Source organism: Phaeobacter sp., assembly GCF_022825805.1.
In the GTDB taxonomy this organism is placed as follows: Bacteria; Pseudomonadota; Alphaproteobacteria; order Rhodobacterales; family Rhodobacteraceae; genus Phaeobacter.
Genome location: NZ_JAJDWC010000110.1, coordinates 1 through 23657, shown reverse-complemented (window position 1 = coordinate 23657; position 23657 = coordinate 1). Strand labels below are relative to the sequence as shown.

Sequence of the window (23657 nt, the reverse complement as noted above, 5' to 3'; positions counted from 1 at the left end):
TACCTGGAAGAGGCCGGTTATTCCGTCCTCGAAGGAGAAATTCCGGTTTCCACTGCCTACGGATCGGCATCCGACAACGGCAAGGCAATTACCGAAACTTCTTATGTAACGTTAAACCGCAAAGCTTCGAATCTGGCGCAGAGTATTGTTGATCGCCTTTCGGAGCTTGCTGAAAAGAGGGTCGCCTAATGACAACAAATATTGCGAAGCTAAAAACCCTGAAAGGTAATCCGCCGAAAGCACAGGGCCAAACTGATGTGATCAGCAACGACAGTCGCGCTGAGACGATCGAATTGAAGCCCTTGCAAGTAAGAATTCCCAAAGCTGTCTTCGAGGAATTCTCAGAATGCGCGGGCAAAGAGTTTGGCTTCAGCCATGGCCGCCGTTCTTGCACAACCAAGCCAGCCTGTTTGAGATGAGCAAATGCTAGATCGAAATTTGCCTGAAAGGAGTTCTTGCTACCCACAGGGTTAGAAACGGAGAACCCGTTGGGCGGCACACCAAATGATTTTGCCACATCTTTGCGAAGTTCACGCCAAGCTGTGTGATCATGCCGGATATGCTTCAATATCGGCACTGCAAGCTCCTGAAAAATGGGAACTTTGAATGAATTCACCGCATAACTCTCGCTTACTCTAGACGCTACAATATCGTCCTTGTCCTGGATTACTGCACGCTACTTCTTCAAGCGGCCAGCATTTTTCTTAAAATTGCATTGGTAGCATTCGGCTTGAATGTTGCTGATGTCATTTGAACCACCATGATAGACTGGCACGATGTGTGCCTTGGTCCAGACATGCTTATAGCGCTTGTCGGGCCTTGCTGGTATCTCACACCATTCCCGCTTGCACTCAGCACATCTTGGAGACGCTGCTAGGAGGGTCTCCCACTCTTTCTTGGTGTGCGATCCGCCGTTCGCTTTGATGCGCTCTGCGCGCCGCTTGGCGCGCTCATTGCGGCAATCCAGCCCTTTTTCTTAATTTCGCGCTGGCAGGGTCGTAGAAATAGCCTGCTATGGTGCGGTCCTTGATCCGATCTACAGCCTCATCAATGATAAACATTGGAACGAGGAACCATTCACGCGGCGTGACTGGATGCCCGAACCGGTCTTTAATCTCGACATCGAGCCGTGCGGATTCAAAGATACGATGAATTAGGTTTTCGAGCTTTGTCCTGTTGATGTTGTAGAGCTCGTAAGTCGCAACAACCTCTACCTCTGCCATTAAAAATGTTGGATCAAGCTTGGCATTTGCTATGCGTTTTTCCACCGTTCCGCTCGTTACGCCAATTTTGTGAAGCACATTGCGGTGTTCGGCGACAGTTGGAGCCGCGCTTGCCTTGATTGCTGCCACGAAACGGGTTGAGCAATCGACGTAGCGAAGCGGCAGGGAGTCTGTCGCCTTGGTCTGGTCACACCCCCTGTCTGATTCACAACCCCTGTCTGATGGGCTGTGCTGTCGGATAGGTCTGTCGCGATCAGGCCAGCATCGTCAGCGCGGCAAACCCTTATCCCATCGTTAGATCGAAGGTCGCCCTCTCAGTCGATCACCTCGATCCGATCTAGCTGCCAGATGCTGCGGGAATAAATCACTTCGGTCTGAAACCGCGGGTCTTCATCGTAAGGGTAGACAATCCACAAAGGCCCCTTGTCCCGGACCGACATCGGGGCGCCATTCATGCGATAGGCAATCATCGCACCATCACGCGACACATCTTCGAGTGGGATGGTGACCGAATAGTCATTGATCGCCGTTGCCCGCAGCGCAGCGCCATGCAGCCCCAGTTGATCCACCAGAGTGGCCAGTGACACACCATCAAACCGCTGCGCACCATCGGTCCAGATGGTGGTTGTTTCAAAGCTGCGCCGCCCCAATTGCTCCAGCATCGCGAGATCCAGAACCGCAACACCATCGGCATTGGTGACGTCAGAATTTGTGACAGTCAGCACCACCTCCGCCTGCGGCACGCCCAGATCTTTGGCTGCGACCGGCACAGCGATGGGGGTTGCAGTCAAGGTCACACAGGTCAGTGCAGTCAGAAAAAAACGAAACATAGCGTATCCCTCTTGGTCACGCTGTCAGTATTGGGTGTGTCGCCTCGCAATGCACGTGGACAGAGGTATTGCCCCCTATCCGAAAGGATAGGTTCCTCTGTCTCTTTTGTTCAGGCCGCGGGGGATGCGCTCGGCAGGGGCTGACTGCGGCCTGTTGTTGTCCAGGCGCGCGTGAGGCGCACACCCGACGCTTCCTATCCAAAGGGTTAGATCAGCCCCCACCAAAGTGACCTACAACTGGCCCTCCGAGGCGGCGCAAAATATGTCCGCTGATGCTACCTTGAAGTCAAAGGAGCACAGCCATGACACCGGAACAGATCAGATACCATTTTCTCGCCGACCATCGCTATAGCGCCCGCATCCGGCTGCTGTGCAGCATGGGTCCGCGTCGCGCCGCGCTCTTGCGTCGGCTGAGCCAAGGAGTGGCACGGATGATCATCGGTGCGACCCTGATATGGCTGCCCTCCAGCGCCCTGCTAACAGCAGAGCCGTTGGTGACACCACAACAGATCGGTGCTGCGGCGGTTATCGTTGATAGCACAGATGGCCTGATCAGCAACCGATAGATCCAACATGCAGGGCGCAACCAGACGAAAAAAAGGGAGGCTTGAGGCCCCCCTTTCAGTTTCACGGATCAAAAGGTTCTTCTAACCGCCCGAGGTCTTTGCCTGTCATGCGATCCGTGGTGGGGATGAGCGCACCCATCCCGGTTGTCTGACCCACGCGCCGCGCTGTCGCAGCGCATGGATCGTTAGTCTTGGGCCTGGTCAAACACGTCCAAAACGGGCGCATCCAAAACCGGGCGGTCACCAGGCCCGTTTGATCAGCTGCAGCCGGAGGTTGCGCCGCAGGTGTTGCACTTCATACAGGTGCCGTTGCGCACCAATGTATAGTTTCCGCAATCCCCGCAGGCCTCGCCTTCGTAGCCTTGCATCTTCGCTTTGGTCCGCGCGTCCATGCCGCCTGCCGCAACCGGCGCCGCCACTGCGGAGGTTTCGGGCACCAGCGATTGCAGCGCAGCCACCGGATCACCGCCATTGGCCAGCATTTCCGTTTCGGTCTGACCACCCTGTAGCACCACCAGCTCCTGTGGCAGGCGCTTGCGCAGATAGCCGGTCGAAGAGATCTGCTTCAGAACCTCCAGGGACCGTGTCGCTGCGGTTTCGCTCAGCTCAGTGACGTTGGACACGCCCTCTTCCTCGCCGCGGCCCAGATCATCAAAGGTCGCGCCTTCGGGTTTCACATGGGCCAGATCGGTCCGATCCAGGTAGGACACCGCCAGCTCCCGGAACACGTAGTCGAGGATCGAGGTCGCGCTCTTGATGCTGTCGTTGCCCTGAACCATGCCCGCGGGCTCAAACTTGGTGAAGGTGAAGGCGTCAACAAACTCTTCCAGCGGCACGCCGTATTGCAGACCGACAGAGACCGCGATGGCGAAGTTGTTCATCATCGCCCGGAAGCCTGCGCCTTCCTTGTGCATGTCGATGAAGATTTCACCCAGATTGCCGTCTTCGTATTCACCGGTGCGCAGATAGACCTTGTGCCCGCCGACAACCGCCTTCTGGGTATACCCTTTGCGGCGCTGTGGCATCTTTGTGCGATGCGATTTGACGACCTCTTTCACCACCACTTTTTCGACGATCTTCTCAGCCAGCGTGATCGCTTTTTCCTGCTGCGAGCCGCTTTCCAAGATCTCCGCTGCTTCGTCATCGTCTTCAACCAAGGCTGCTGCCAGCGGCTGGCTCAACTTGGAGCCGTCGCGATACAGCGCATTGGCCTTCACACCCAACGACCAGCTGAGTTCATAGGCCGCCTGACAATCCTCGATCGTGGCGTCATTTGGCATATTGATGGTTTTGGAAATCGCACCGGAAATGAACGACTGTGCCGCCGCCATCATGTGGATGTGGCTTTCCACACTCAGATAGCGTTTGCCTTTCTTACCGCATGGGTTGGCGCAATCGAAGATGCTGTAATGCTCTTCCTTCAGGTGCGGCGCACCTTCCAGGGTCATCGCACCACACACATGGTCGTTCGCGGCGTCGATCTCTGCCTTGCTGAAGCCCAGGTGGCGCAGCAGATCAAATGTCGGATCATTCAGCTTGGTGCCGGGAATACCCAGAACGCCGGTGCAGAAATCTTCGCCCAGGGTCCACTGGTTGAACACAAAGCGGATGTCAAAGGCGCTTTCCAGCGCTGCGTCCACTTTGGCCAATTCATTGGGCCCAAACCCATGACCGGCCAGCGAGGTGTGGTTGATGGACGGCGCGTTGCCGATGGAGCCATGACCCACAGCGTAAGAGACGATTTCTTCGATCTGGGAAGACGAATAGCCAAGCCCCTGCAGCGCCGCAGGAACCGAACGGTTGATGATCTTGAAGTAACCGCCACCTGCGAGCTTCTTGAACTTCACCAGTGCGAAATCGGGCTCAATACCCGTGGTGTCGCAGTCCATCACCAGACCGATGGTGCCGGTGGGTGCCACAACGGTGGCCTGCGCGTTGCGGAAACCGTGCTTTTCGCCCAGTTCCAGCGCCTCATCCCAGCTGTTCATCGCCAGTTCCGCAAGCCGCGCATCCGGGCAGTTTGAGCTGTCCAGCGGCACTGGGTTCACGGCCAGACCTTCGTAGCCATCGACCGACCCATGGGCCGCCGCACGGTGGTTGCGGATCACACGCAGCATATGCTTGGCGTTTTCTTCGTAACGCGCGAACGGGCCCAGTTCGGATGCAATCTCTGCCGATGTCGCATAGGACACGCCTGTCATGATCGCCGTCAGCGCACCACAGAGCGAGCGGCCTTCCACGCTGTCATACCCAAAGCCCATGTTCATCAGCAGACCGCCAATGTTGGCATAGCCAAGCCCCAGGGTCCGGAAATCATATGACCGCTGCGCAATCTCTTTGGACGGGAATTGCGCCATCATAACAGACACTTCGAGCGTCAGGGTCCACAGACGGCAAGCATGCATGTAGTCATCGGCCTGGAACTCCCCATCCTTCAGGAAGGTCAGCAGGTTCAACGACGCCAGGTTACAGGCCGTGTCGTCCAGGAACATGTATTCCGAACAAGGGTTCGACCCCCGGATCGGCCCATCCTCTGGGCAGGTGTGCCATTCATTCACCGTGTCGTGGAACTGGATCCCCGGATCGGCGCAGGCCCAGGCGGCATGCCCGACTTTTTCCCACAGATCACGCGCACGCACGGTGCGGGCCACCTTGCCGTCCACACGGTTGATCAGCTCCCAATCCGTGTCTTTTTTCACCGCGTGCAGGAATGCGTTGGTCACCCGGATGGAGTTGTTCGAGTTCTGACCCGAAACAGAGCTGTAGGCCTCGCTGTCCCAATCGGTGTCATAGGTCGGGAATTCGATCGAGGTGTGGCCCTGCTTGGCGTAATCCAAGACCCGTTTGATATAGGTTTCCGGGATCGCGACCTTCTTGGCCTCGCGGATCGCCTTTTTCAGCCCATCGTTGACCGCCGGGTCATAGGCGTCAGCCTCCAAGCCGTCCCAGCCGCGAATGGCTTCAAACAGACCGTTCAGCATTTTCTCGTGCATCTTGGAGCCTGCGACGATCGACGCCACTTTCTGCTCTTCGATCACCTTCCACTCGATGAACTGTTCGATATCGGGGTGATCCGCATCGACAATCACCATCTTCGCGGCGCGACGTGTGGTGCCACCGGATTTGATGGCGCCGGCTGCGCGGTCACCGATTTTCAGAAAGCCCATCAGACCAGAGGATTTGCCGCCGCCCGACAGGGCTTCGCCTTCGCCGCGCAGGTGGCTGAAGTTGGTGCCGGTGCCGGAGCCGTATTTGAACAGGCGCGCCTCACGGACCCACAGATCCATGATACCGCCCTCGTTCACCAGATCATCATCCACGGACTGGATGAAGCAGGCGTGCGGCTGCGGGTGTTCATAGGCGTTGGTCGATTGGGTCAGCTTGCCGGTTTTGTAGTCCACATAGTGGTGACCTTGAGCCGGGCCATTGATCCCATAGGCCCAGTGCAGGCCAGTGTTGAACCATTGGGGGGAGTTCGGCGCTGCCCGCTGGGTCGCCAGCATATAGCGCATCTCGTCATAATACGCGCGCGCATCTTCCTCGGTGGAGAAATATCCGCCCTTCCAGCCCCAGTACGCCCATGCGCCAGCCAGACGGTCGAACACCTGCTTTGATGACACTTCGCCGCTGCACGGTGTGTCACTGTCCGCGGCAGTCGAACGCCAAAGGAACTCAGGCACATCTTTTTCACGAACTTTTTTCAGCTTGGTCGGCACGCCAGCCTTGCGGAAATACTTCTGCGCGATCACGTCGCTTGCGACCTGGCTCCAGCTGGCCGGAACCTCGATGCCCTCCTGACGGAACACAATGGTCCCGTCGGGGTTGCGGATCTCGGATGTCGCAGACACAAAATCCAAATCCGCATATGCGTCCTGGCCAGTTTTTGTGAATTTTCGATCAATCTTCATCCCGTCTGCCTCTTTTTTGCAGTCCCGTTATAACTTTAGCGCCTTTTCCGCAGGCCCAGCGGTACCATCAGCGGTCACAAAAGACCCCCGGTCGATCCCTATTTTTGGATCGAGTAAGAGGGCACACACCCTTGCGACATAGAGCCAGTGATATGTTTGGTCTGCCTGGTGCAGCGACATCAAAAATCATCAAGATCTAGTGCTGCGTCAGTCGACGGATACAATTTGGCGTATTCCTCCATAGGCGGTCAACGCAAATTTTAGCACTTTGTGAACATCTTTGGCATTGACGCTTGTTTTACGATCTGACCCCTCGCCATCTCGCTGATTCAATCAAATGATATCCACAGAAATACCCCCAATGGGTCTCCTTTGGTCTTGGTATTTTTTTCGCCAAACTAGAGAGGGTTGCAGGGTTTCCGCGCCGCCGACCCGCCGCGCCCCCGCCTGGCACCATGGGCATAGGACCGCATTGAGCGATTCACCTGCACGACTTTCACGCATAGTCTGCAGGCGGTCACGCGCCGTCGATTTTTTGCCCAAGTTTTGGCCACAGCCCCCCAGATCGACGCGGAATTGCAACAGAGGGTTAACAGGTGGTTAACAGAGTCCTCAATCGCGCGAGATTGATCAAACCCCAGACCTCGATTTTGATTCTCACCCCGGTCCGATACACCACATACAGAAGACGAAGCCGCACAAACCACAACATATGGACGAGCCACAAAACAAAAGACGCCGTGCAGAGCACGACGTCTTTTTGTGTTCCTTGCGGAAATGGTCGGGGCGGCGAGATTCGAACTCACGACCCCCTGTACCCAAAACAGGTGCGCTACCAGACTGCGCCACGCCCCGGACCGTGCGCTGTTCCTAACCCCGCTTTGCTGATTTGAAAACCCCTAACAGGGCCAAATTGCACCGAAATCAGAAAAAAAATCATGGCGCAGCTCAGTGCCCACCGTAATCCCGTATTGGCGCGCCAAACCGCCGTTGATTTCAAGCACCGCCAGCACGTCATTGCCGCCCTCAATCGGGGTCAAATCGCCTGGAATGGCGTTTTCATGGATGTGGCGCACAACGCCGCTCTGGTCGACAAATAACATATCCAGCGGAATCAGCGTGTTCTTCATCCAGAACGCCGCGCGCTGGGGCTGCTCATATACAAACAACATACCCGAGGTCGTCGCCAAGGCGGTGCGATGCATCAGCCCCTGAGATCGCAAGGCTGGCGTGTCGGCAAGTTCGATTTGAAACCGCGCCTGGCCCCATGTGCCGCGCAGATCAACAAAATCGGGGCGACAGCTGGTTTCCGCAGCCGCCGCCCCTGGCGTGATCAGTGACAGAACCAACAGTCCAGCCCCCGCGACAACAGATCGTTTCACCCGGGACCAAACTGGTTTCATCTCACTTATTCCTTTTTATCCTGCAGCGCCGCTTCCCAGGCCAAAACCTCGACGGCCATACGGCCACGTTTGCCATCAATGACGCGCATGCCAAGCGCTTCACCCGGTTGCAACTCGGACAGACCGGACTGGCGCAGAACTTCGACGTGCAAGAACACATCTTCATCACGGCCAAACACATTGGCAAAGCCAAATCCCTTGCCCTTGTCGAACCACTTCACCCGTGCAGGCACAAGCGGTTCAGCGTAGAGCGTTTGGGGATCCATTTCAGCAAAATCGCTGAGCACCGGCGTGTCATCGCGTTCGGGCGGAGTGATGGAGGTCACCTCCACCGCCTGAACACCGCGTTCGGTCTGATGGGTCACCAGCTCGACACGGGATCCATCCGCAATCGAGCTTTGGCCAAAATTGCGCAGTACATTCACATGAAGCAAGATGTCAGGCCCACCGGCGTCGGAGACCACGAACCCGAACCCTTTGGTCGGGTCGAACCATTTCACCAGTCCGCGAATTTGTTGCAAACTGCTCAAGTCTTCTGCCACCGCCGTTCACCATCGTCTTTTTGTTCTTGGTCCACGTCTGATGCGTCATTCTACTCTAAAAGTTCAAGCCAAAAACACACCGTATTGTCACAATTCTGCTATTCTCTCCCCTTGACCTAGGGGCTTAGGCGGTCTACCGCCCACGCCGCTTCGGGACTTTCGCGACGCCAGACGAACCGGTCATGCAACCGGAAGGCGCCATCCGCCCAGAACTCGATCTCCAGCGGCGTCAGACGGAATCCGCCCCAAAACGGTGGTCTGTCGGGGTTCGATCCCTTGGTTGCGGTGACTTTCGCAACTTCGGCCATTAATGCCGCGCGGCTCGACAAAGGGCGCGATTGCTTGGAGGCCCAGGCCCCCAAACGGCTTTTTAGCGAGCGGGACTTGTAATACTCATCCGCTTGCGGGCCATCTTCGCGGGTGATGATCCCGCGCGCGCGCACCTGACGGCGCAGCGATTTCCAATGCATGACAAACGCCGCTTTGCCCGCCTGGTCCAATTCCCCAGCCTTTGCACTTTCGTAATTGGTGTAAAACACAAAGGCCGCGTCTTCGATGTCTTTCAAAAGCACCATCCGGCAATTTGGCAAGCCAGTGGAATCGACAGTCGACAGAGCAATGGCATTGGGATCGTTGATTTCGGTCTCCTCTGCCTCCTTCAGCCAATTACGGGCGATAACAAAGGGATCATCCCCAGCAAAGATCCCGTCGCGATCGGACATGGCGCACCTCTTTTTGTATGGCGGTTTCAATTCGTGTTCGCCGGAACCTAGGACGGTGCCCGCCCCGCGGCAAGGGACAGCGCTCTTGAAGCGCAGGGCGCGACATATTAAAGATCTGCAAATTCACAGTTCTGGGGCGGAGATCCTGCATGTCTAGTCAACTGATGGCCGGTAAACGTGGCCTCATCATGGGCCTGGCCAACGACAAATCGATTGCTTGGGGGATCGCCAAAGCTTGCGCAGATGCCGGTGCCGAGCTGGCGTTTTCCTATCAGGGCGATGCGCTGAAAAAGCGGGTTGATCCGCTGGCGGCCCAACTGGGCAGCGATATCGTCCTGCCCTGTGACGTCTCCGACGAAGGGTCAATTGACTCGCTGTTCGCGGCCCTCTCGGAGAAATGGGGCAAACTGGACTTCGTGGTCCATGCCATCGGGTTTTCTGACAAGAACGAGCTGCGCGGCCGCTATGTCGACACCAGCCGGTCGAATTTCCAGATGACCATGGACATTTCGGTTTATTCCTTCACCGCCGTGATGCAGCGCGCAGAGAAGCTGATGACCGACGGCGGCAGTGCTGTGACGCTGACCTACTATGGCGCCGAACAAGTGATGCCACATTATAATGTCATGGGTGTCGCCAAAGCCGCGCTTGAGGCTTCGGTGAAATACCTGGCCGAAGATCTCGGCAAAGACGGCATTCGCGTCAATGCGATCTCCGCGGGGCCGATAAAAACGTTGGCCGCCTCCGGCATCGGGGACTTCCGCTACATTATGAAATGGAATGAACTGAATTCGCCGCTGCGTCGCAACGTGTCGATCACTGATGTTGGAAACTCGGCACTCTATCTGCTGTCCGATCTGTCGGCAGGGGTCACGGGCGAAAACCTGCATGTTGACGCAGGCTACCATGTTGTGGGGATGAAAGCGGTGGACGCCCCTGATATCGACGCCGCAACAGGGCGCAAATAACCACGCGCCCTGCACGCACCCTGCCTGCGCCCTGCACGCACAGAGGGACTTGATCTAACCGCGACAAACGCGTTCTGTCAGTCCCCTACACTAACCGTTACTCCCTCCCTATGGCCCTGCCAAAAGCCCGACCATAGCCCCGCCAAAGGACAACCCGCATGACACTGACCGCCTTTGTTGCTTCGGTTCTGATCTGTTTTCTCGCAGCCATCAGCCCCGGTCCCGCTGTCTTGATGGCGGCTCGCGTTGGATTGATGCATGGCTGGCGCAGCGGGCTGGCGTTGGCGGCGGGCATCGGCGCTGGCGCCATCATGTGGGCGATCGCGGCTTTGCTGGGGCTCAGCGTTTTGTTTGAATACGCACCGGCGCTGCTGACAGTGCTGAAACTGGTGGGGGCATGCTTTTTGCTGCTGATGGCCTGGAAAATGTGGCGTCACGCCAAAACGCCGATGGAGACCGTCAGCGATGATCACCTGCCACAAAGCCCGCTGGTCGCCTTTCGTCTGGGCATCCTGACCCAGATGTCCAACCCCAAGGCGGCTGTGTTCTTTGGCGCAGTATTCCTGGGCACCATTCCCGAAAACAGCAGCGCCTGGGCCTTGGCTGCGTTGTTGGTTTGCATCTTTCTGGGCGAACTCGCCTGGAACACCTTCGTGGCGCGGATCTTCTCGTTTGAGAAAACCCGCCGCCGCTATATCAATCTCAAACATGTGATCGACCGGATCTTTGGCGGGTTGCTGGCCGCCCTTGGCGTGAAAATCGCCGCAACCTGAACCCTCCGGAACCGATCCAAATAGGAGCACAACAATGACCGACCGCCTGCCACATGAAAAAGGCTTTCATATTTCCTGGGACCAGCTGCACCGTGACAGCCGCGCTTTGGCGTGGCGACTGGACGGACAGGGCCCGAATGATGGTGCTTGGCGCGCTGTTGTCGCCATCACCCGCGGCGGCATGGCGCCTGCGATGATTGTCAGCCGCGAGCTGGACATCCGGATTGTCGACACCATCGGCGTCAAATCCTACCACCATCAGGAACAGGGCAACGCCGAAGTCCTGAAAGCCCCAAACAGCGAGCTGATGGGCGACGGCGAAGGCGTGTTGATCATCGACGATCTGGTCGACAGCGGCAAAACGCTCGAACTGGTGCGCGAAATGTACCCCAAAGCCCATTTTGCCACCGTCTACGCCAAGCCCAAAGGCCGCCCGATGGTGGACACGTTCATCACCGAAGTGAGCCAGGACACCTGGATTTTCTTCCCCTGGGATATGGCCCTGCAATATGTTGAACCTTACCGCGGCACCGATTGATCCGGTCCCGCACGGGTTAACCAAGCGGGCGGTCTAAGTGACGGTTCAAAAGCGCTCTCCTCAGAGGGCGCTTTTTGCGTTTGAAGACATTTTTTCAACCGGATGCTGTTCTGGCCTTGCATCTTTGCCGTCTCTGGGGCGGAGTAACGCCAACATATCACCCAACATATCACATCGTCGCCAAACAGGCGGCGCCGCACCAACAGGACACAGGATGGCCCCCACACAAAGCTCCGGCTCCCCACGGTCAGGTATCGCCACGCCCTCGCGCACCCAGGCAACATTTGTCTCGCCGATTGTGGAATCGCGCCGCTGGCTTCAGGGGTTGGATCTGCCACCGGACTTGCCGCTGTTGAACCTCAGCCAGGCCGCACCCGCCGATCCGCCACCAGCGGGTCTGCGTCAGGCCATCGCAACTGCGGCGCTGGAGGACGACAACAGCCATCTTTATGGCGCAGTCCTGGGCCAGGAAGAGCTGCGCGCCGCATTGGCGCAGAAGATGTCACAGCATTATGGCGCGTCACTTTCACCAGGTCAGGTTGCAATCACCGCTGGCTGCAATCAGGCCTTTGCCGCCGCAATCGCCGCCATCTGCGGCGAAGACGACGAGGTGATCCTGCCCACACCATGGTATTTCAATCATAAAATGTGGCTGGATATGCAGGGGGTTCAGACCTGCCCGCTGCCGGTTGGCGACGATATGCAACCCTGCCCTGACGCCGCCGAGCAGCTGATCACCGCCAAAACCCGGGCCATTGTTCTGGTCACCCCGAACAATCCCTGTGGCGTGGAATACCCCGACGGGCTGGTGCAGCGCTTCTTTGCGCTGGCGCAACAGCACGGCCTGCATCTGATCGTCGATGAAACCTACCGCGATTTTGACAGCCGCAGTGGCCCGCCTCACGGGCTGTTTCAAACCCCGGATTGGACCGGCACGCTGATCCATCTCTATTCGTTTTCAAAAGCCTATCGGCTGACCGGTCACCGCCTTGGCGCGATTGCTGCGCATCCCGATTTGCTGCTGGAGATGGAGAAGTTTCTGGACACAGTCGCCATCTGCCCCGCGCAATTGGGTCAGGCCGGTGCGCTCTATGGTCTGCGCCATCTGGACGACTGGCTGGAACAGGAACGACAGGAGCTGCTGCTGCGCCGCCGCACCATCGAAGAGGGTTTCGCCCCGCTCGCAGCCCAAGGGTGGAAACTGCTCGGCTGTGGCGCCTATTTTGCCTATGTCGAGCACCCGTTTTCCCAGCATTCCGAAGATCTGGCCAAACGTCTGGTGCGTGAACTGGGCGTGATGATGCTGCCGGGCAGCATGTTCACCCCCAAAAGCGAACCCGCAGGCCACCGCCAATTCCGCATCGCGTTCGCCAATGTGGACACCGCAGGGATCCAGGACCTGTTCCGCCGTCTCATAGATTGGCATCCCTGACCGCTTATCCGATCCGCTCTTCCACCACGTTCCCCCCCACATTTTCCCAGCACGTTTTTCCACGGCCTGAACCACGCCGCTTCTGCCAGTCGTCCCTTGCCCCGGCTCCCCCTGCAGCGTATTCAAGGCCAAGAACATTCTGGCACCGCCACTCGCACTGCGCGACGCGGCCCCGACACTACGAGGACACAATGGCCACAGGCATGAAAAAAGTATCAAATACCTTCGTCTGGATCCTGATGGGGTTGCTGATTGTGGGCCTTGCAGGCTTTGGTGCGGTGAATTTCACAGGCTCCGTTGGGGCGGTCGCACAGGTTGGCGATCAGGAAGTCTCGGTCGATGACTATGCCCGCGAACTCCAGCGGGAACAGCGCGCACTGGAGGCCCAGACCGGCCAGCGCCTGCCCATCGCTCAGATGACCGCACTGGGGCTCGACCGCGTCGTGCTCAGCCGTCTGATCGCAATCGCCGCCCTCGATCAAGAAAGCGCCAATCTCGGCCTGTCCATCGGGGATGAAAACCTGATCGCCGAAATCAGCCAGATCGAGGCATTCCAAGACACAAACGGTGCCTTCAGCCGCGACAACTACCAGTTTGCGCTGCGCAACATCGGCCTGACGGAACGTGAGTTTGAAGCAGATCTGCGCCGCGAAGCCGCCCGCACCCTGGTACAGGGTGCCATCATGGCCGGTGTGGAAATGCCTTCGACCCTGCGCGACACGCTGACCAACTATGTCGGTGCGCGACGCAGTTTCGACTGGGTCCTGGTTGACCCGTCAAGCGTCGCCCTCACCACGGTAGAGCCGACCGAGGCCGAGCTGCGGACGTATTACGACGACAACATCGCCGATTTCACCCTGCCACGGACCAAAGTAATCACCTACGCCGCGCTGCGGCCGGATGCGCTGATCGACGAAATCGACATCGACGAAGCCGCCCTGGAGCAGCTGTTCAACGAGCGCAGCGCCCAATACCAAAGCCCCGAACGCCGTCTGGTCGAGCGGCTGGTGTTTTCCGATCAGGAGGCCGCATCCAGCGCCAAGGCGCAGCTGGACATCAACGGCACCACATTCGAAGCCCTTGTGAGCGACCGTGGCCTGACCCTGCAGGATATCTCCCTTGGCGATGTCAGCCGCGCCGAACTGGGCGCCGCCGCTGAGGGTGTCTTTGCCGCAGAGGTGGGTCAGGTTGTCGGGCCTTTGGACAGCGATCTTGGCCCCGCCCTGTTCCGCATCAATGGCCGTCTGGAGGCTCGGGTGACCGCGCTGGATGACGTCCGCGCAGACCTGCGTGCCGAACTGGCCGCCGACCGCGCCCGCCGCCTGATCGAAAGCCGCGCCGAGGAAATCAACGACCTCCTCGCCGGTGGTGCGACGCTCGAAGAGCTGCTGGACGAACCCGGCATGGAGCTTGGCAAACTCAACTGGAGCGCTGGAAGCAGCGACGGCATCGCCGCCTACGAAGGCTTCCGGTCTGCTGCGGCCACTGTCACCTTGGATGACTTCCCCGAAGTCGCGTTTCTTGATGATGGCAGCCTGTTTGCCCTCCGCCTCGACGAGGAGCTGGAACCACGCCCACAACCATTTGACGAGGCTCAGGACGCTCTGCGCGCCGCCTGGCAAGACAGCCGTCTTCAGGCCGCTCTGCAGGCCGAGGCAGAGCGTCTGGCAGAGCAACTGCGCAGCGGTGCAACACTGACCGAAACTGTGTCGCTGACCTCTGAAACCGGCCTGACCCGCAGCGCCTATATCGACACCGCCCCACAAGGCCTGATGGCAGAGGTCTTCCGCCTCTCACCGGGTGATGTCGCGGTTGTCAGCGATGGCACAGCAACCGCTGTCCTGCGTCTGATCGAAGAGCTGCCAGTGGCCGAAACGCCCGATATGGCCGCACTGTCCGAAGCCATGGGTCTGCAATTGGATCAGGCCCTGTCGCAAGCGCTGTTTGAGGCCTTTGTGCAGGATGTCCAGGTCCGCGCAGCCCCGCGCATCGACCCACAGGCGCTCAGCGCTATTCACGCGAATTTCCAGTAATCAAGGCAGTCTCTCATGGCCCTGACCCCCGAATTTGACCATTTCGCAAAGGCCTATGAGTCCGGCGAAAACCAAGTTGTCTACACTCGTCTGGCGGCGGATCTGGACACGCCTGTATCACTGATGCTGAAGCTGACAGGCGCCCAGAAAGATGCCTTCATGCTGGAATCGGTCACCGGCGGCGAGGTGCGTGGGCGCTACTCCATCATCGGCATGAAACCCGATCTGGTCTGGCGGTGCCGCGGGGAACAGGCCGATCTCAACCGCTCTGCCCGCTTCGATCCAGAGGCCTTCACGCCGCTGGAGGGCAACCCGCTCGACTGCCTGCGCGACATCATTGCCGAAAGCCGCATTGATCTGCCCGCGGATCTGCCACAGGCGGCGGCCGGTCTGTTTGGCTACCTCGGCTACGATATGGTCCGTCTGGTTGAACATCTGCCCGATGTGAACCCCGACCCCCTTGGCCTGCCGGATGCGCTGATGCTGCGCCCCTCGGTGGTGGCGGTGCTGGATGGTGTCAAAGGCGAAGTGACCGTTGTCTCACCCGCCTGGGTCAGCGATGGGCAGACCGCCAAAGCCGCCTATGCGCAGGCTGCTGAACGGGTGATGGACGCAGTGCGTGATCTGGAACGCGCCATGCCCGCCGAAAGCCGCGACCTGGGCGATGCGGACGAAATTGCGCCACCGCGGTCGAACTTCACCAAATCCGGCTATATGGAAGCGGTCGAACGGGCCAAAGATTACATTCGTGCAGGCGATATCTTTCAGGTGGTTCCGGCCCAACGCTGGACGCAGGATTTCCCACTGCCACCGTTCGCGCTCTACCGCTCACTGCGGCGCACCAACCCCTCGCCCTTTATGTTTTACTTCAACTTCGGCGGCTTCCAGGTGATTGGCGCCAGCCCAGAGATCCTGGTGCGGGTCTTCGGCAAAGAAGTGACCATTCGACCGATTGCAGGCACCCGGCCACGGGGCGCCACGGTTGAAGAGGACAAAGCGCTGGAACAGGATCTGTTGGCCGATAAAAAAGAGCTGGCAGAACACCTGATGCTCTTGGACCTGGGCCGCAATGACACCGGCCGCGTCGCCAAAGTGGGCACCGTGCGCCCGACCGAGAAATTCATCATCGAACGCTACAGCCATGTCATGCACATCGTGTCCAACGTAGTGGGCGAACTGGCCGACGACAAAGACGCGCTGGATGCGTTTTTTGCAGGCATGCCGGCAGGCACGGTCTCCGGCGCGCCCAAAGTCCGGGCAATGGAAATCATCGACGAGCTGGAACCCGAAAAACGCGGCATCTATGGCGGCGGTGTGGGTTATTTTTCGGCGGGTGGCGATATGGACATGTGCATTGCCCTGCGCACCGCGATTGTCAAAGACAAGAACCTCTATATTCAGGCAGGCGGCGGCGTGGTCTACGACAGCGATCCGGAAGCCGAATACATGGAAACCGTCCATAAATCCAACGCCATCCGCCGGGCGGCGGCAGACGCGGCGCGATTCACAGGCAACGGCAACAGCTGAGGACGCAACCCAGGTTTAGGGACTGGGTTTTGAGGGCTGGGTTTGAAGGTTGAATTTGAGAGCCGGGTTCCAGAACCGAGCTGGCTTGGCTCTCTCCCCCCGCCGGCGCTGCATGCGCGCGCCTGTCATCTTTCCCCAAATACTCTCGCCGAAGGCATCCCAACGTAAAGAAGCCACCGTCAAGAAGCCACGGCCTCAATCACGGGTCCCAGTCACTGTGCCACAGTTTCCCGTCAAGCTACTGCGCAGGCAGCTTGGCCCGCAAACTGGCGGATACTGGCGCCAGCGACACCCGGCTGGCCCGGTCCTGCAGCCCCCACAACAGCAGGGATGAAATCGTATCCGGCTGCGCCCGTCCCAGCATAATCACAGCGCCCTCCTGTCCTGCGCGGAACGCTGCCTGATCCAGGAACCGTCGAATCGCCCGCGGGTCCTGTCCGGCGCCGTCGAAGTCGCGAAACACCACGCCCGCGGGCATGCCATTGCGCAGGGCCAGCTTTTGCACTGTGTTCAGCCCCGCATCCTGTGTCACCATCCCGTAACCAAGCGCCTCCAGTGCGGCAACCATCTGATCAGCCAGCGGGCGGTTGCCCTGAAACCCGTTGCCGACCCCCTCCAGGATCGCAACCGCCTGGGGCAATTGCTCGAGCCAGACCGCCAGCGCCGTTTCTGCATCCTGTGGCGTCGCCTCGCGCGGCAGATCCACCATCAACACAACCTCAAAACCAGAGGCACGGTGGGCGCGCATTTTCTCTGCCGCACGCGGATCGTTCGGATCCAGGGCAAAGGTCAGCGGATAGGGAAAATCGCGCAGGGCCTCGGCGCCAATCGCCTCTGCATCGTCGATCAAAACGATGGACATCAGCGCGCGATCCGGCTCCGGGGTAAAGGGCTCGGCGTTGGCCACAAACGGGGCAACCGTGGGCGCAGTTGTGGCAAGACCAGCTTGCTCTGCATCGCGCCCCACAAGACTGCCCGCAGGCGTGCCGATGCGCGGGCGCGCAACCGCTGCAACCTGGGTGCCATCTGTGGCGTCGCCGCCCTCTGCAGCATCCGCCTGTGGATCATCCGCGGCGTCTGTGCCTGCGTCTGCACCACCTGTCACCGTTGGCAGCGCGGCAATGCGGCTTGTTGGCTCCGAATTTGGGCCTGTATTTGGACCTGTGTTCTGATCAGGATCTTCACCTGTGCCAACCTCGCCCCCCGGCAACGATCCCACCGTGGCAGGCGCAGGCGTGCCCTGACCGGGCAGTAACGGGGCTGCTGCGGGTTGCGGCGCAGAGCTGAGCGACGGTGCCAGCTGCTCCGTCGCACCTGCCGATGTGACCCCATCAGATCGCGCTGTCTGGGACGCACCTGTCTGCGACGCACCTGTTTGCTGCGGTTCAGCGGCACCATCCGTGTCCGATGCACCCGCTGCCACATCTGCGGTAGCAGCGCCTTGGTTAACGCGCTCTGACCCCACATCCTCTGGCACCGGATCAGGCGCTGGTGGCTGAGCTGGCTCGGTTGCCACCACCAACGCCTGCTCGGCACCGGGTGCATCCGGCGCAGGCAGCGGCTCAACCGGGGTCACCTGGGCATCGCGACCCACATCGATCAGCGGCGCGCCGACGCCATCCGATACTGCAGCCACTGCACCGCCATCGGTGCCAACCTGTGGGCGCGCGCCACCAGATCTGTCGGCCTCCTCCAGCGCAAGCAGATCATCCTCCACCGCCTGTGCACCCAGCGCCGCAGGCGGCGTCTCCACCACATCCGGATCGGCACCGGTGCTGTCGACCGGCGTATCTGCAGCCACAGCCACCGGGCTTGGTTCCGGATCAGCGACACTGACATCAACGGATTGCGGCAACGGCACCGAGAGCGACCAGACCAGCGCCCCCGTAGCAGCCACCAAAGCCCCGAAACTCACGCCTCCCAGAAACCCTCGCATCGTTGTCCCGCCTCTCGCTGCCTTTTCTTTCGGTTACAGTCTTTTGGCCAGCCAGATCACGCCCCGTCAAGATGATCTGTATCCATCTTGTTGGGGTGATGTGGACTTGACGCTGCCGCGCAACCCTGAACATGTATGGTCTGACCACTATACTGCGGCGTGGCTCTGGCCCGCCAGCCCTTAAACGAGCTCCGCGAAGATGCTGCTGCTGATCGATAACTACGACTCCTTCACCTATAATCTCGTCCACTACCTCGGCGAATTGGGCGCGGAGGTGCAGGTGCACCGCAATGACGCCCTGAATGTGCAAGAGGCCATGGCGCTGAAGCCTGCGGGGATCCTGCTGTCGCCCGGTCCATGCGACCCCGATCAGGCCGGCATCTGCCTGGCCCTGACCGAAGCCGCCGCGGAAACGCGGACGCCGCTGATGGGGGTCTGCCTGGGCCATCAGACCATTGGGCAGGCCTTTGGCGGCAAAATCGTGCGCTGCAAGGACATCGTCCACGGCAAGATGGGCACGATGCATCACAAGGACACGGGCGTCTTCGCAGGTCTGCCCACCCCGTTTGAGGCCACGCGCTATCACTCGCTGGTGGTTGACCGAGAGAGCCTGCCAGACTGCCTGGAGATCACCGCAGAGCTGGACGATGGCACCATCATGGGGCTGCAGCACCGCGATCTGCCGATCCATGGCGTGCAGTTCCACCCCGAATCCATCGCCTCTGAACACGGCCACAAGCTGCTGCAGAATTTCCTCGATGTGATGCAGGTGCCCGCATGAGCCATGAAATGAAACCGCTGATTGATGCCGCCGCCGAAGGCCCGTTGAGCCGCACGCAGGCAGAGGCCGCTTTCAGCCATCTGTTTGAAGGCAACGCCACCCCCAGCCAGATGGGCGGACTGCTGATGGCGCTGCGCACCCGTGGCGAAACGGTGGATGAATACGCGGCCGCCGCTGCGGTGATGCGCGCCAAATGCAATCCCGTTGCAGCTCCGGATGGCGCCATGGACATCGTTGGCACCGGCGGTGATGGCAAAGGCACGTTGAACATCTCGACCGCCACCGCCTTTGTCGTGGCCGGTGCAGGAACCGTTGTGGCCAAACACGGCAATCGCAACCTGTCGTCCAAATCCGGCGCAGCAGACGCTCTGGGCCAGATGGGGATCAACGTGATGGTGGGCGCCCCCGTGGCCGAACAAGCCCTGCGCGAGGCCGGGATCTGTTTCATGATGGCGCCGATGCATCATCCGGCGATTGCCCATGTGATGCCCACACGGCAGGAATTGGGCACACGCACGATCTTTAACATCCTCGGCCCGCTGACAAATCCCGCTGGTGTGAAACGCCAGCTGACCGGCGCATTTTCCCGCGATCTGATCCGACCGATGGCCGAAACCCTGGGCCAGCTCGGGTCGGAACAAGCTTGGCTGGTGCATGGCTCGGATGGCACAGACGAGTTGACGATCACTGGCGTCAGCTGGGTCGCGGCCCTGTCGCAGGACGGCAGTGTTTCCGATATTGAGATCCATCCGGAGGACGCAGGCCTGCCCGTCCATCCGTTTGAGGCCATCGTTGGGGGCACGCCCGAAGAAAACGCGGTCGCGTTTACCGCGCTGCTGGACGGCGCGCCATCGGCCTATCGTGATGCGGTCTTGTTGAATTCTGCCGCCGCCCTGGTCGTGGCAGGCGCAGCAGATGATCTGAAAACCGGCGTCGACATGGCCCGCGTCAGCATCGACAGCGGCGCCGCCCGCGACAAGATCAAGGCGCTTGCCCGCATCACCACAGCCGCGGCTACATGAGCGCAGACCCCGCGGCACGACCAGACCTGTCGGATCTGACGGATCTCTCGGACCTGCCCGATCTTGGCGGGTGGGAGGATTTGCCATTTTTCCGCGATCGTTATCCCGCAATTATGGAACGGCTGGCGGCCGAACCAGGCGTGATCCTGCCCCCAGCAGAGCAGCGGCTGGCAGCGCTCCAACTGACACCGCCATCCTCGCTGCGCGTGGTGATCTTGGGTCAAGACCCCTACCCAACCCCGGGCCATGCCCATGGGCTGGCGTTTTCTGTCGCGCCCGAGGTTCATCCCTTGCCCCGTTCTTTGAACAATATATTCAAAGAGTTGGCAGATGATCTTGATATCCACCTCAACACTGGCGATCTGCGCGGGTGGGCGCGTCAGGGCGTGTTGCTGCTGAACACCGTGCTCAGCGTGCCCGCCGGAGAGGCGAACGGCCACAAGGACTTGGGCTGGCAGGAGTTGGCCCATCAGGTTCTGGCCCTATCCAGCCGACGGCCAACCGCTTATATTCTTTGGGGCAAACAGGCCCAAGGGCTTGAAAAACATATTCAACCGGGCGATCACCTCATCCTGAAGACCGCTCATCCTTCTCCTCTGTCGGCGCGGCGTGGCTTTTTCGGCTCGCGCCCCTTTTCGACAGTGAACCGCTGGCTGCACTCGCGAAATCAGCCGCAGATCGACTGGAACCCCTGACCGGAGGCCCCGCCATGACAGAAACCGTGCTGGACAAAATCAAAGCCTATAAACTGGAAGAGGTCGCCGCCGACAAAGCCGCCAAACCGCTGGAAGCCGTGGAGGCCGAAGCGCGTGAGGCCAGCCCCGTGCGCGGTTTTGCTGATGCGCTAACCCGCGCCAACCGAGACGGCTATGGTCTGATCGCAGAAATCAAGAAAGCAAGCCCCTCCAAGGGCCTGATCCGTGAGGATTTTCACCCCGCGGACCTCGCCAAAGCCTATGAGGCGGGCGGCGCCACCTGCCTGTCGGTTCTGACCGACACCCCCAGCTTTCAGGGCGCGAAATCCTTCCTGACGGAGGCGCGTGCTGCCTGCGCCCTGCCCGCGCTGCGCAAGGATTTCATGTATGATACCTATCAGGTCGCCGAGGCCCGTGCCCTTGGGGCGGATTGCATCCTGATCATCCTGGCTTCCGTCTCCGACAGCCAGGCCGCAGAGCTGGAGGCCGCCGCTTTCGAATGGGGCATGGACGTGTTGCTGGAGGTCCACGACGAAGAGGAGCTGCACCGCGCTTGTGCGTTGAAATCGCCCCTCTTGGGCATCAACAACCGCAATCTGAAGACATTCGAGACCACCCTGGACACCACAAGGACCCTGTCGCGTTTGGTGCCCGCCGACCGCACGATCGTCTGCGAAAGCGCGCTTTCGACACCTGCGGATCTGGCCGATATGGCGCGCTATGGTGCCCGGACCTTCCTGATCGGCGAAAGCCTGATGCGCCAGGAGGATGTAACAGCCGCCACCCGCCAGATCCTTGCCAATCCGCTGATGCCAGGAGCCATGTGATGGCTTTGACCCATTTTGATGGCAAGGGCGACGCCCATATGGTCGATGTCTCCGACAAGGCCGTGACCGCCCGCATCGCCACCGCCGAAGCTCACATCACCATGGCGCCTGAAACCTTTGATATCATTTCAGAAGGTCGCGCCCAAAAGGGCGATGTCCTGGCCGTGGCCCGTCTCGCAGGCATCATGGGTGCGAAGAAAACCCCAGATCTGATCCCGCTTTGTCACCCCCTGCCGGTGAGCAAAGTGTCAGTTGATTTGACCCTGGATCCGGACCTTCCTGGCGTCCGGCTGGAGGCCACGGTCAAGACCACGGGCCAGACAGGCGTGGAGATGGAGGCGCTGACCGCGGTCTCTACCGCTGCGTTGACCGTCTATGACATGGCCAAGGCCGTGGACAAGGCGATGGTCATCGGTGGCGTCCGTGTGATCCTGAAAGACGGCGGAAAATCAGGCCGTTACGAGGTATAAATGATCTCAGTCTCCAAAGCGCTGCAGGCGCTGCTCGATCTTGTTTCCCCGCTGGACAGCGAAACCGTACCATTGCGCGCGGCCGCTGGCCGTGTCCTCGCAGAGCCGGTTGTCGCCAAGCGGGATCAGCCGCCATTTGCCGCCTCCGCCATGGACGGGTACGCGGTCAAGGCGGCAGAGGTCGAACGCGACGCCATGTTCAAGGTCATCGGAGAGGCCGCTGCAGGCCATGGATTTGACGGGCGCGTCGGCGCCGGTCAGGCGGTGCGCATCTTCACCGGAGCTCCTGTCCCGGAGGGCGCTGATTTCGTTGTCATACAAGAGGATGTGACGCGAAGCGGATCCTTGATCACGATCACCGACACCCCCAGTGCACAAAGCAATATTCGCCCCAAGGGCGGGGATTTCAAAATCGGCGACAGCCTGTCGCCCCCCCGCCTCCTGACACCCGCGGATGTCGCCCTCATGGCGGCAATGAACATTGCTGAGGTTCCGGTCCGCCGCCGGCCCACCGTGGCGCTGATTTCAACTGGGGACGAGCTGGTGCTGCCCGGCGACACGCCTGGACCTGATCAGATCATCGCCTCCAACACCTTTGGCCTTGACGCGCTGCTGCGCGCCGCGGGCGCAACCCCGCGGATCCTGCCAATTGCGGGCGACACGGTGGGGGCGCTGCAAACCGCGCTGGAACTGGCGCAGGGCGCAGATCTGGTGATCACCATTGGTGGCGCCTCTGTTGGTGATCATGATCTGGTCGCGGGTGTAACCGAAACGCTGGGTATGTCGCGTGCATTTTACAAGGTCGCGATGCGCCCTGGCAAACCCCTGATGGCGGGTCACCTCGCGGGATCGGCCATGGTTGGACTGCCAGGAAACCCTGTTTCAGCAATGGTTTGCGGACATATCTTTATCTTGCCCATGGTGCGCAAGTTGCTCGGGTTGCCACCGCAATCCAATGCCCACCGCACCGCTCCGCTGGCTCATGACGTCGGGCCAAATGGTCCACGGGAGCATTACATGCGTGCCCGCCTGATTGACGGGGCGCTGCACGTCTTCGACGATCAGGACAGCTCGAAACTCGCGATCTTGGCGGATGCCAATGTCCTTGTTGTGCGCCCAAAACAGGACCCGGCACGCCAGTCCGGTGATGAGCTGTCGTATCTACCGATCTGATCGCGACCCAATCTGCGATGCCTAGCACTCCCGCGACGATCACGCGGGGCTTTCCCAGGCCACTTACCAACCACCGCGCCAGATTGCTGCGCGGCATGGGTCTACGCCATGTCTCTGGTGTTCTGCGAGTGTTTTGCGCCCCAAACCGACTGTCGAGAACATTCTGAATTGTCCGGTGTAGGTAACATGCCAATTGTCCGCTTCAGTTAGTACCGCAGCAGCCCAAATCGGAACGAGCCGTAGGCGACTGGAGATTTGGGCTGCTGCGTTCGCACGCGTCGAAGCGGG

General features: G+C 59.8%; 22 protein-coding genes, 1 tRNA gene and 1 pseudogene. 15 read left to right on the top strand and 9 right to left on the bottom strand.

The window, feature by feature from the left end; genetic code table 11:
• Both Q0C28_RS12595 and Q0C28_RS12590 read left to right on the top strand, forming a co-directional pair.
• A pseudogene (locus Q0C28_RS12595) lies at nt 1-189 on the top strand (hypothetical protein); the annotation flags it as partial.
• Nucleotides 189-419, top strand: coding sequence for a hypothetical protein (locus Q0C28_RS12590; RefSeq protein ID WP_293576299.1), 231 nt, complete (start codon nt 189-191; stop codon nt 417-419). The pseudogene Q0C28_RS12595 and the gene Q0C28_RS12590, both read left to right, overlap by 1 nt.
• A gap of 257 nt (nt 420-676) precedes the next feature.
• Here the strand turns inward: Q0C28_RS12590 and Q0C28_RS17775 are convergent, their stop codons facing one another.
• From Q0C28_RS17775 to Q0C28_RS12580, 3 genes are all read right to left on the bottom strand, one after another.
• Complete coding sequence (locus Q0C28_RS17775) at nt 677-829, bottom strand: HNH endonuclease (protein WP_366934240.1); 153 nt, start codon at nt 827-829, stop codon at nt 677-679.
• A 121-nt stretch (nt 830-950) separates the two neighbouring features.
• A complete protein-coding gene (locus tag Q0C28_RS12585; RefSeq protein ID WP_293576297.1) occupies nt 951-1352 on the bottom strand; it encodes a GIY-YIG nuclease family protein in 402 nt (133 codons plus the stop codon).
• A 185-nt stretch (nt 1353-1537) separates the two neighbouring features.
• Nucleotides 1538-2053 (bottom strand): molybdopterin-dependent oxidoreductase, encoded by a 516-nt coding sequence (locus tag Q0C28_RS12580; protein WP_293576295.1) that lies wholly within the window; start codon nt 2051-2053, stop codon nt 1538-1540.
• 302 nt (nt 2054-2355) lie between these two features.
• Here Q0C28_RS12580 and Q0C28_RS12575 point away from each other — a divergent pair, with 302 nt between their 5' ends.
• The gene (locus tag Q0C28_RS12575) at nt 2356-2619 is read left to right on the top strand and encodes a hypothetical protein (protein ID WP_293576293.1); all 264 of its coding nucleotides are present in this window, start codon (nt 2356-2358) and stop codon (nt 2617-2619) included.
• 257 nt (nt 2620-2876) lie between these two features.
• On the opposite strand, the gene Q0C28_RS12570 is transcribed toward Q0C28_RS12575, so the two are convergent.
• The 5 genes from Q0C28_RS12570 to pdxH form a co-directional block, all read right to left on the bottom strand.
• Nucleotides 2877-6527 carry a vitamin B12-dependent ribonucleotide reductase gene (locus tag Q0C28_RS12570; protein WP_293576291.1) on the bottom strand — a complete coding sequence of 1217 codons (3651 nt, stop codon included), beginning with the start codon at nt 6525-6527 and terminating at the stop codon, nt 2877-2879.
• A gap of 778 nt (nt 6528-7305) precedes the next feature.
• Nucleotides 7306-7382 (bottom strand) — tRNA-Pro (locus Q0C28_RS12565).
• Between the two features lie 44 nt (nt 7383-7426).
• Complete coding sequence (locus tag Q0C28_RS12560; protein ID WP_293576289.1) at nt 7427-7930, bottom strand: DUF192 domain-containing protein; 504 nt, start codon at nt 7928-7930, stop codon at nt 7427-7429.
• 5 nt (nt 7931-7935) lie between these two features.
• Nucleotides 7936-8472: a cold-shock protein gene (locus tag Q0C28_RS12555; protein WP_293576287.1), complete on the bottom strand. Its 537-nt coding sequence runs from the start codon at nt 8470-8472 to the stop codon at nt 7936-7938.
• A 116-nt stretch (nt 8473-8588) separates the two neighbouring features.
• Nucleotides 8589-9194 (bottom strand): pyridoxamine 5'-phosphate oxidase, encoded by a 606-nt coding sequence (pdxH, locus tag Q0C28_RS12550; RefSeq protein ID WP_293576285.1) that lies wholly within the window; start codon nt 9192-9194, stop codon nt 8589-8591.
• A gap of 149 nt (nt 9195-9343) precedes the next feature.
• Between pdxH and fabI the strand changes: the two genes are divergently transcribed.
• The 6 genes from fabI to trpE all read left to right on the top strand — a co-directional run bounded on the left by fabI (nt 9344) and on the right by trpE (nt 16465).
• Nucleotides 9344-10162, top strand: a complete 819-nt coding sequence (gene fabI / locus Q0C28_RS12545) for an enoyl-ACP reductase FabI (protein ID WP_293576283.1) — start codon at nt 9344-9346, stop codon at nt 10160-10162.
• Between the two features lie 158 nt (nt 10163-10320).
• On the top strand, nt 10321-10935 hold the full coding sequence (locus Q0C28_RS12540) for a LysE family translocator (RefSeq protein ID WP_293576281.1): 615 nt from the start codon (nt 10321-10323) through the stop codon (nt 10933-10935).
• A 34-nt stretch (nt 10936-10969) separates the two neighbouring features.
• A complete protein-coding gene (gene gpt, locus Q0C28_RS12535; RefSeq protein WP_293576279.1) occupies nt 10970-11473 on the top strand; it encodes a xanthine phosphoribosyltransferase in 504 nt (167 codons plus the stop codon).
• Between the two features lie 214 nt (nt 11474-11687).
• A complete protein-coding gene (locus Q0C28_RS12530) occupies nt 11688-12905 on the top strand; it encodes an aminotransferase (RefSeq protein WP_293576277.1) in 1218 nt (405 codons plus the stop codon).
• 191 nt (nt 12906-13096) lie between these two features.
• Entirely contained in the window at nt 13097-14938 is a 1842-nt protein-coding gene (locus tag Q0C28_RS12525) for a peptidylprolyl isomerase (RefSeq protein WP_293576275.1), read from the top strand.
• 15 nt (nt 14939-14953) lie between these two features.
• A complete protein-coding gene (gene trpE, locus Q0C28_RS12520) occupies nt 14954-16465 on the top strand; it encodes an anthranilate synthase component I (protein ID WP_293576273.1) in 1512 nt (503 codons plus the stop codon).
• A 238-nt stretch (nt 16466-16703) separates the two neighbouring features.
• Here trpE and Q0C28_RS12515 read toward each other — a convergent pair whose 3' ends face one another.
• Complete coding sequence (locus Q0C28_RS12515; RefSeq protein ID WP_293576271.1) at nt 16704-18401, bottom strand: polysaccharide deacteylase family 2 protein; 1698 nt, start codon at nt 18399-18401, stop codon at nt 16704-16706.
• Nucleotides 18402-18600: 199 nt separating this feature from the next.
• Here Q0C28_RS12515 and Q0C28_RS12510 point away from each other — a divergent pair, with 199 nt between their 5' ends.
• From Q0C28_RS12510 to glp, 6 genes are read left to right on the top strand one after another with little or no spacing between them, the layout of a single operon-like run.
• Nucleotides 18601-19182 carry an aminodeoxychorismate/anthranilate synthase component II gene (locus Q0C28_RS12510; protein WP_293576269.1) on the top strand — a complete coding sequence of 194 codons (582 nt, stop codon included), beginning with the start codon at nt 18601-18603 and terminating at the stop codon, nt 19180-19182.
• The gene (trpD, locus tag Q0C28_RS12505; protein ID WP_293576267.1) at nt 19179-20204 is read left to right on the top strand and encodes an anthranilate phosphoribosyltransferase; all 1026 of its coding nucleotides are present in this window, start codon (nt 19179-19181) and stop codon (nt 20202-20204) included. Before Q0C28_RS12510 ends, trpD begins: the two co-directional genes overlap by 4 nt.
• Nucleotides 20201-20899, top strand: a complete 699-nt coding sequence (locus tag Q0C28_RS12500; protein WP_293576265.1) for a uracil-DNA glycosylase — start codon at nt 20201-20203, stop codon at nt 20897-20899. Before trpD ends, Q0C28_RS12500 begins: the two co-directional genes overlap by 4 nt.
• A gap of 14 nt (nt 20900-20913) precedes the next feature.
• Nucleotides 20914-21726: an indole-3-glycerol phosphate synthase TrpC gene (gene trpC / locus Q0C28_RS12495; protein ID WP_293576263.1), complete on the top strand. Its 813-nt coding sequence runs from the start codon at nt 20914-20916 to the stop codon at nt 21724-21726.
• The gene (gene moaC / locus Q0C28_RS12490; RefSeq protein ID WP_293576261.1) at nt 21726-22196 is read left to right on the top strand and encodes a cyclic pyranopterin monophosphate synthase MoaC; all 471 of its coding nucleotides are present in this window, start codon (nt 21726-21728) and stop codon (nt 22194-22196) included. The genes trpC and moaC overlap by 1 nt, the downstream gene beginning before the upstream one ends.
• Complete coding sequence (gene glp / locus Q0C28_RS12485) at nt 22197-23369, top strand: gephyrin-like molybdotransferase Glp (RefSeq protein ID WP_293576259.1); 1173 nt, start codon at nt 22197-22199, stop codon at nt 23367-23369.
• Nucleotides 23370-23657 lie beyond the last annotated feature (288 nt).

What these genes read in the sequence shown, in the direction of transcription:
- Q0C28_RS12515 (WP_293576271.1), bottom strand. Translation starts at nt 18,401, where the DNA reads ATGCGAGGGTTTCTGGGAGGCGTGAGTTTCGGGGCTTTGGTGGCTGCT.
- Q0C28_RS12590 (WP_293576299.1), top strand. Translation starts at nt 189, where the DNA reads ATGACAACAAATATTGCGAAGCTAAAAACCCTGAAAGGTAATCCGCCG.
- Q0C28_RS12570 (WP_293576291.1), bottom strand. Translation starts at nt 6,527, where the DNA reads ATGAAGATTGATCGAAAATTCACAAAAACTGGCCAGGACGCATATGCG.
- Q0C28_RS12500 (WP_293576265.1), top strand. Translation starts at nt 20,201, where the DNA reads ATGAGCGCAGACCCCGCGGCACGACCAGACCTGTCGGATCTGACGGAT.
- trpD (WP_293576267.1), top strand. Translation starts at nt 19,179, where the DNA reads ATGAGCCATGAAATGAAACCGCTGATTGATGCCGCCGCCGAAGGCCCG.
- Q0C28_RS12510 (WP_293576269.1), top strand. Translation starts at nt 18,601, where the DNA reads ATGCTGCTGCTGATCGATAACTACGACTCCTTCACCTATAATCTCGTC.
- Q0C28_RS12540 (WP_293576281.1), top strand. Translation starts at nt 10,321, where the DNA reads ATGACACTGACCGCCTTTGTTGCTTCGGTTCTGATCTGTTTTCTCGCA.
- trpC (WP_293576263.1), top strand. Translation starts at nt 20,914, where the DNA reads ATGACAGAAACCGTGCTGGACAAAATCAAAGCCTATAAACTGGAAGAG.
- gpt (WP_293576279.1), top strand. Translation starts at nt 10,970, where the DNA reads ATGACCGACCGCCTGCCACATGAAAAAGGCTTTCATATTTCCTGGGAC.
- Q0C28_RS12560 (WP_293576289.1), bottom strand. Translation starts at nt 7,930, where the DNA reads ATGAAACCAGTTTGGTCCCGGGTGAAACGATCTGTTGTCGCGGGGGCT.
- trpE (WP_293576273.1), top strand. Translation starts at nt 14,954, where the DNA reads ATGGCCCTGACCCCCGAATTTGACCATTTCGCAAAGGCCTATGAGTCC.
- glp (WP_293576259.1), top strand. Translation starts at nt 22,197, where the DNA reads ATGATCTCAGTCTCCAAAGCGCTGCAGGCGCTGCTCGATCTTGTTTCC.
- pdxH (WP_293576285.1), bottom strand. Translation starts at nt 9,194, where the DNA reads ATGTCCGATCGCGACGGGATCTTTGCTGGGGATGATCCCTTTGTTATC.
- moaC (WP_293576261.1), top strand. Translation starts at nt 21,726, where the DNA reads ATGGCTTTGACCCATTTTGATGGCAAGGGCGACGCCCATATGGTCGAT.
- fabI (WP_293576283.1), top strand. Translation starts at nt 9,344, where the DNA reads ATGTCTAGTCAACTGATGGCCGGTAAACGTGGCCTCATCATGGGCCTG.
- Q0C28_RS12575 (WP_293576293.1), top strand. Translation starts at nt 2,356, where the DNA reads ATGACACCGGAACAGATCAGATACCATTTTCTCGCCGACCATCGCTAT.
- Q0C28_RS12525 (WP_293576275.1), top strand. Translation starts at nt 13,097, where the DNA reads ATGGCCACAGGCATGAAAAAAGTATCAAATACCTTCGTCTGGATCCTG.
- Q0C28_RS12530 (WP_293576277.1), top strand. Translation starts at nt 11,688, where the DNA reads ATGGCCCCCACACAAAGCTCCGGCTCCCCACGGTCAGGTATCGCCACG.
- Q0C28_RS12580 (WP_293576295.1), bottom strand. Translation starts at nt 2,053, where the DNA reads ATGTTTCGTTTTTTTCTGACTGCACTGACCTGTGTGACCTTGACTGCA.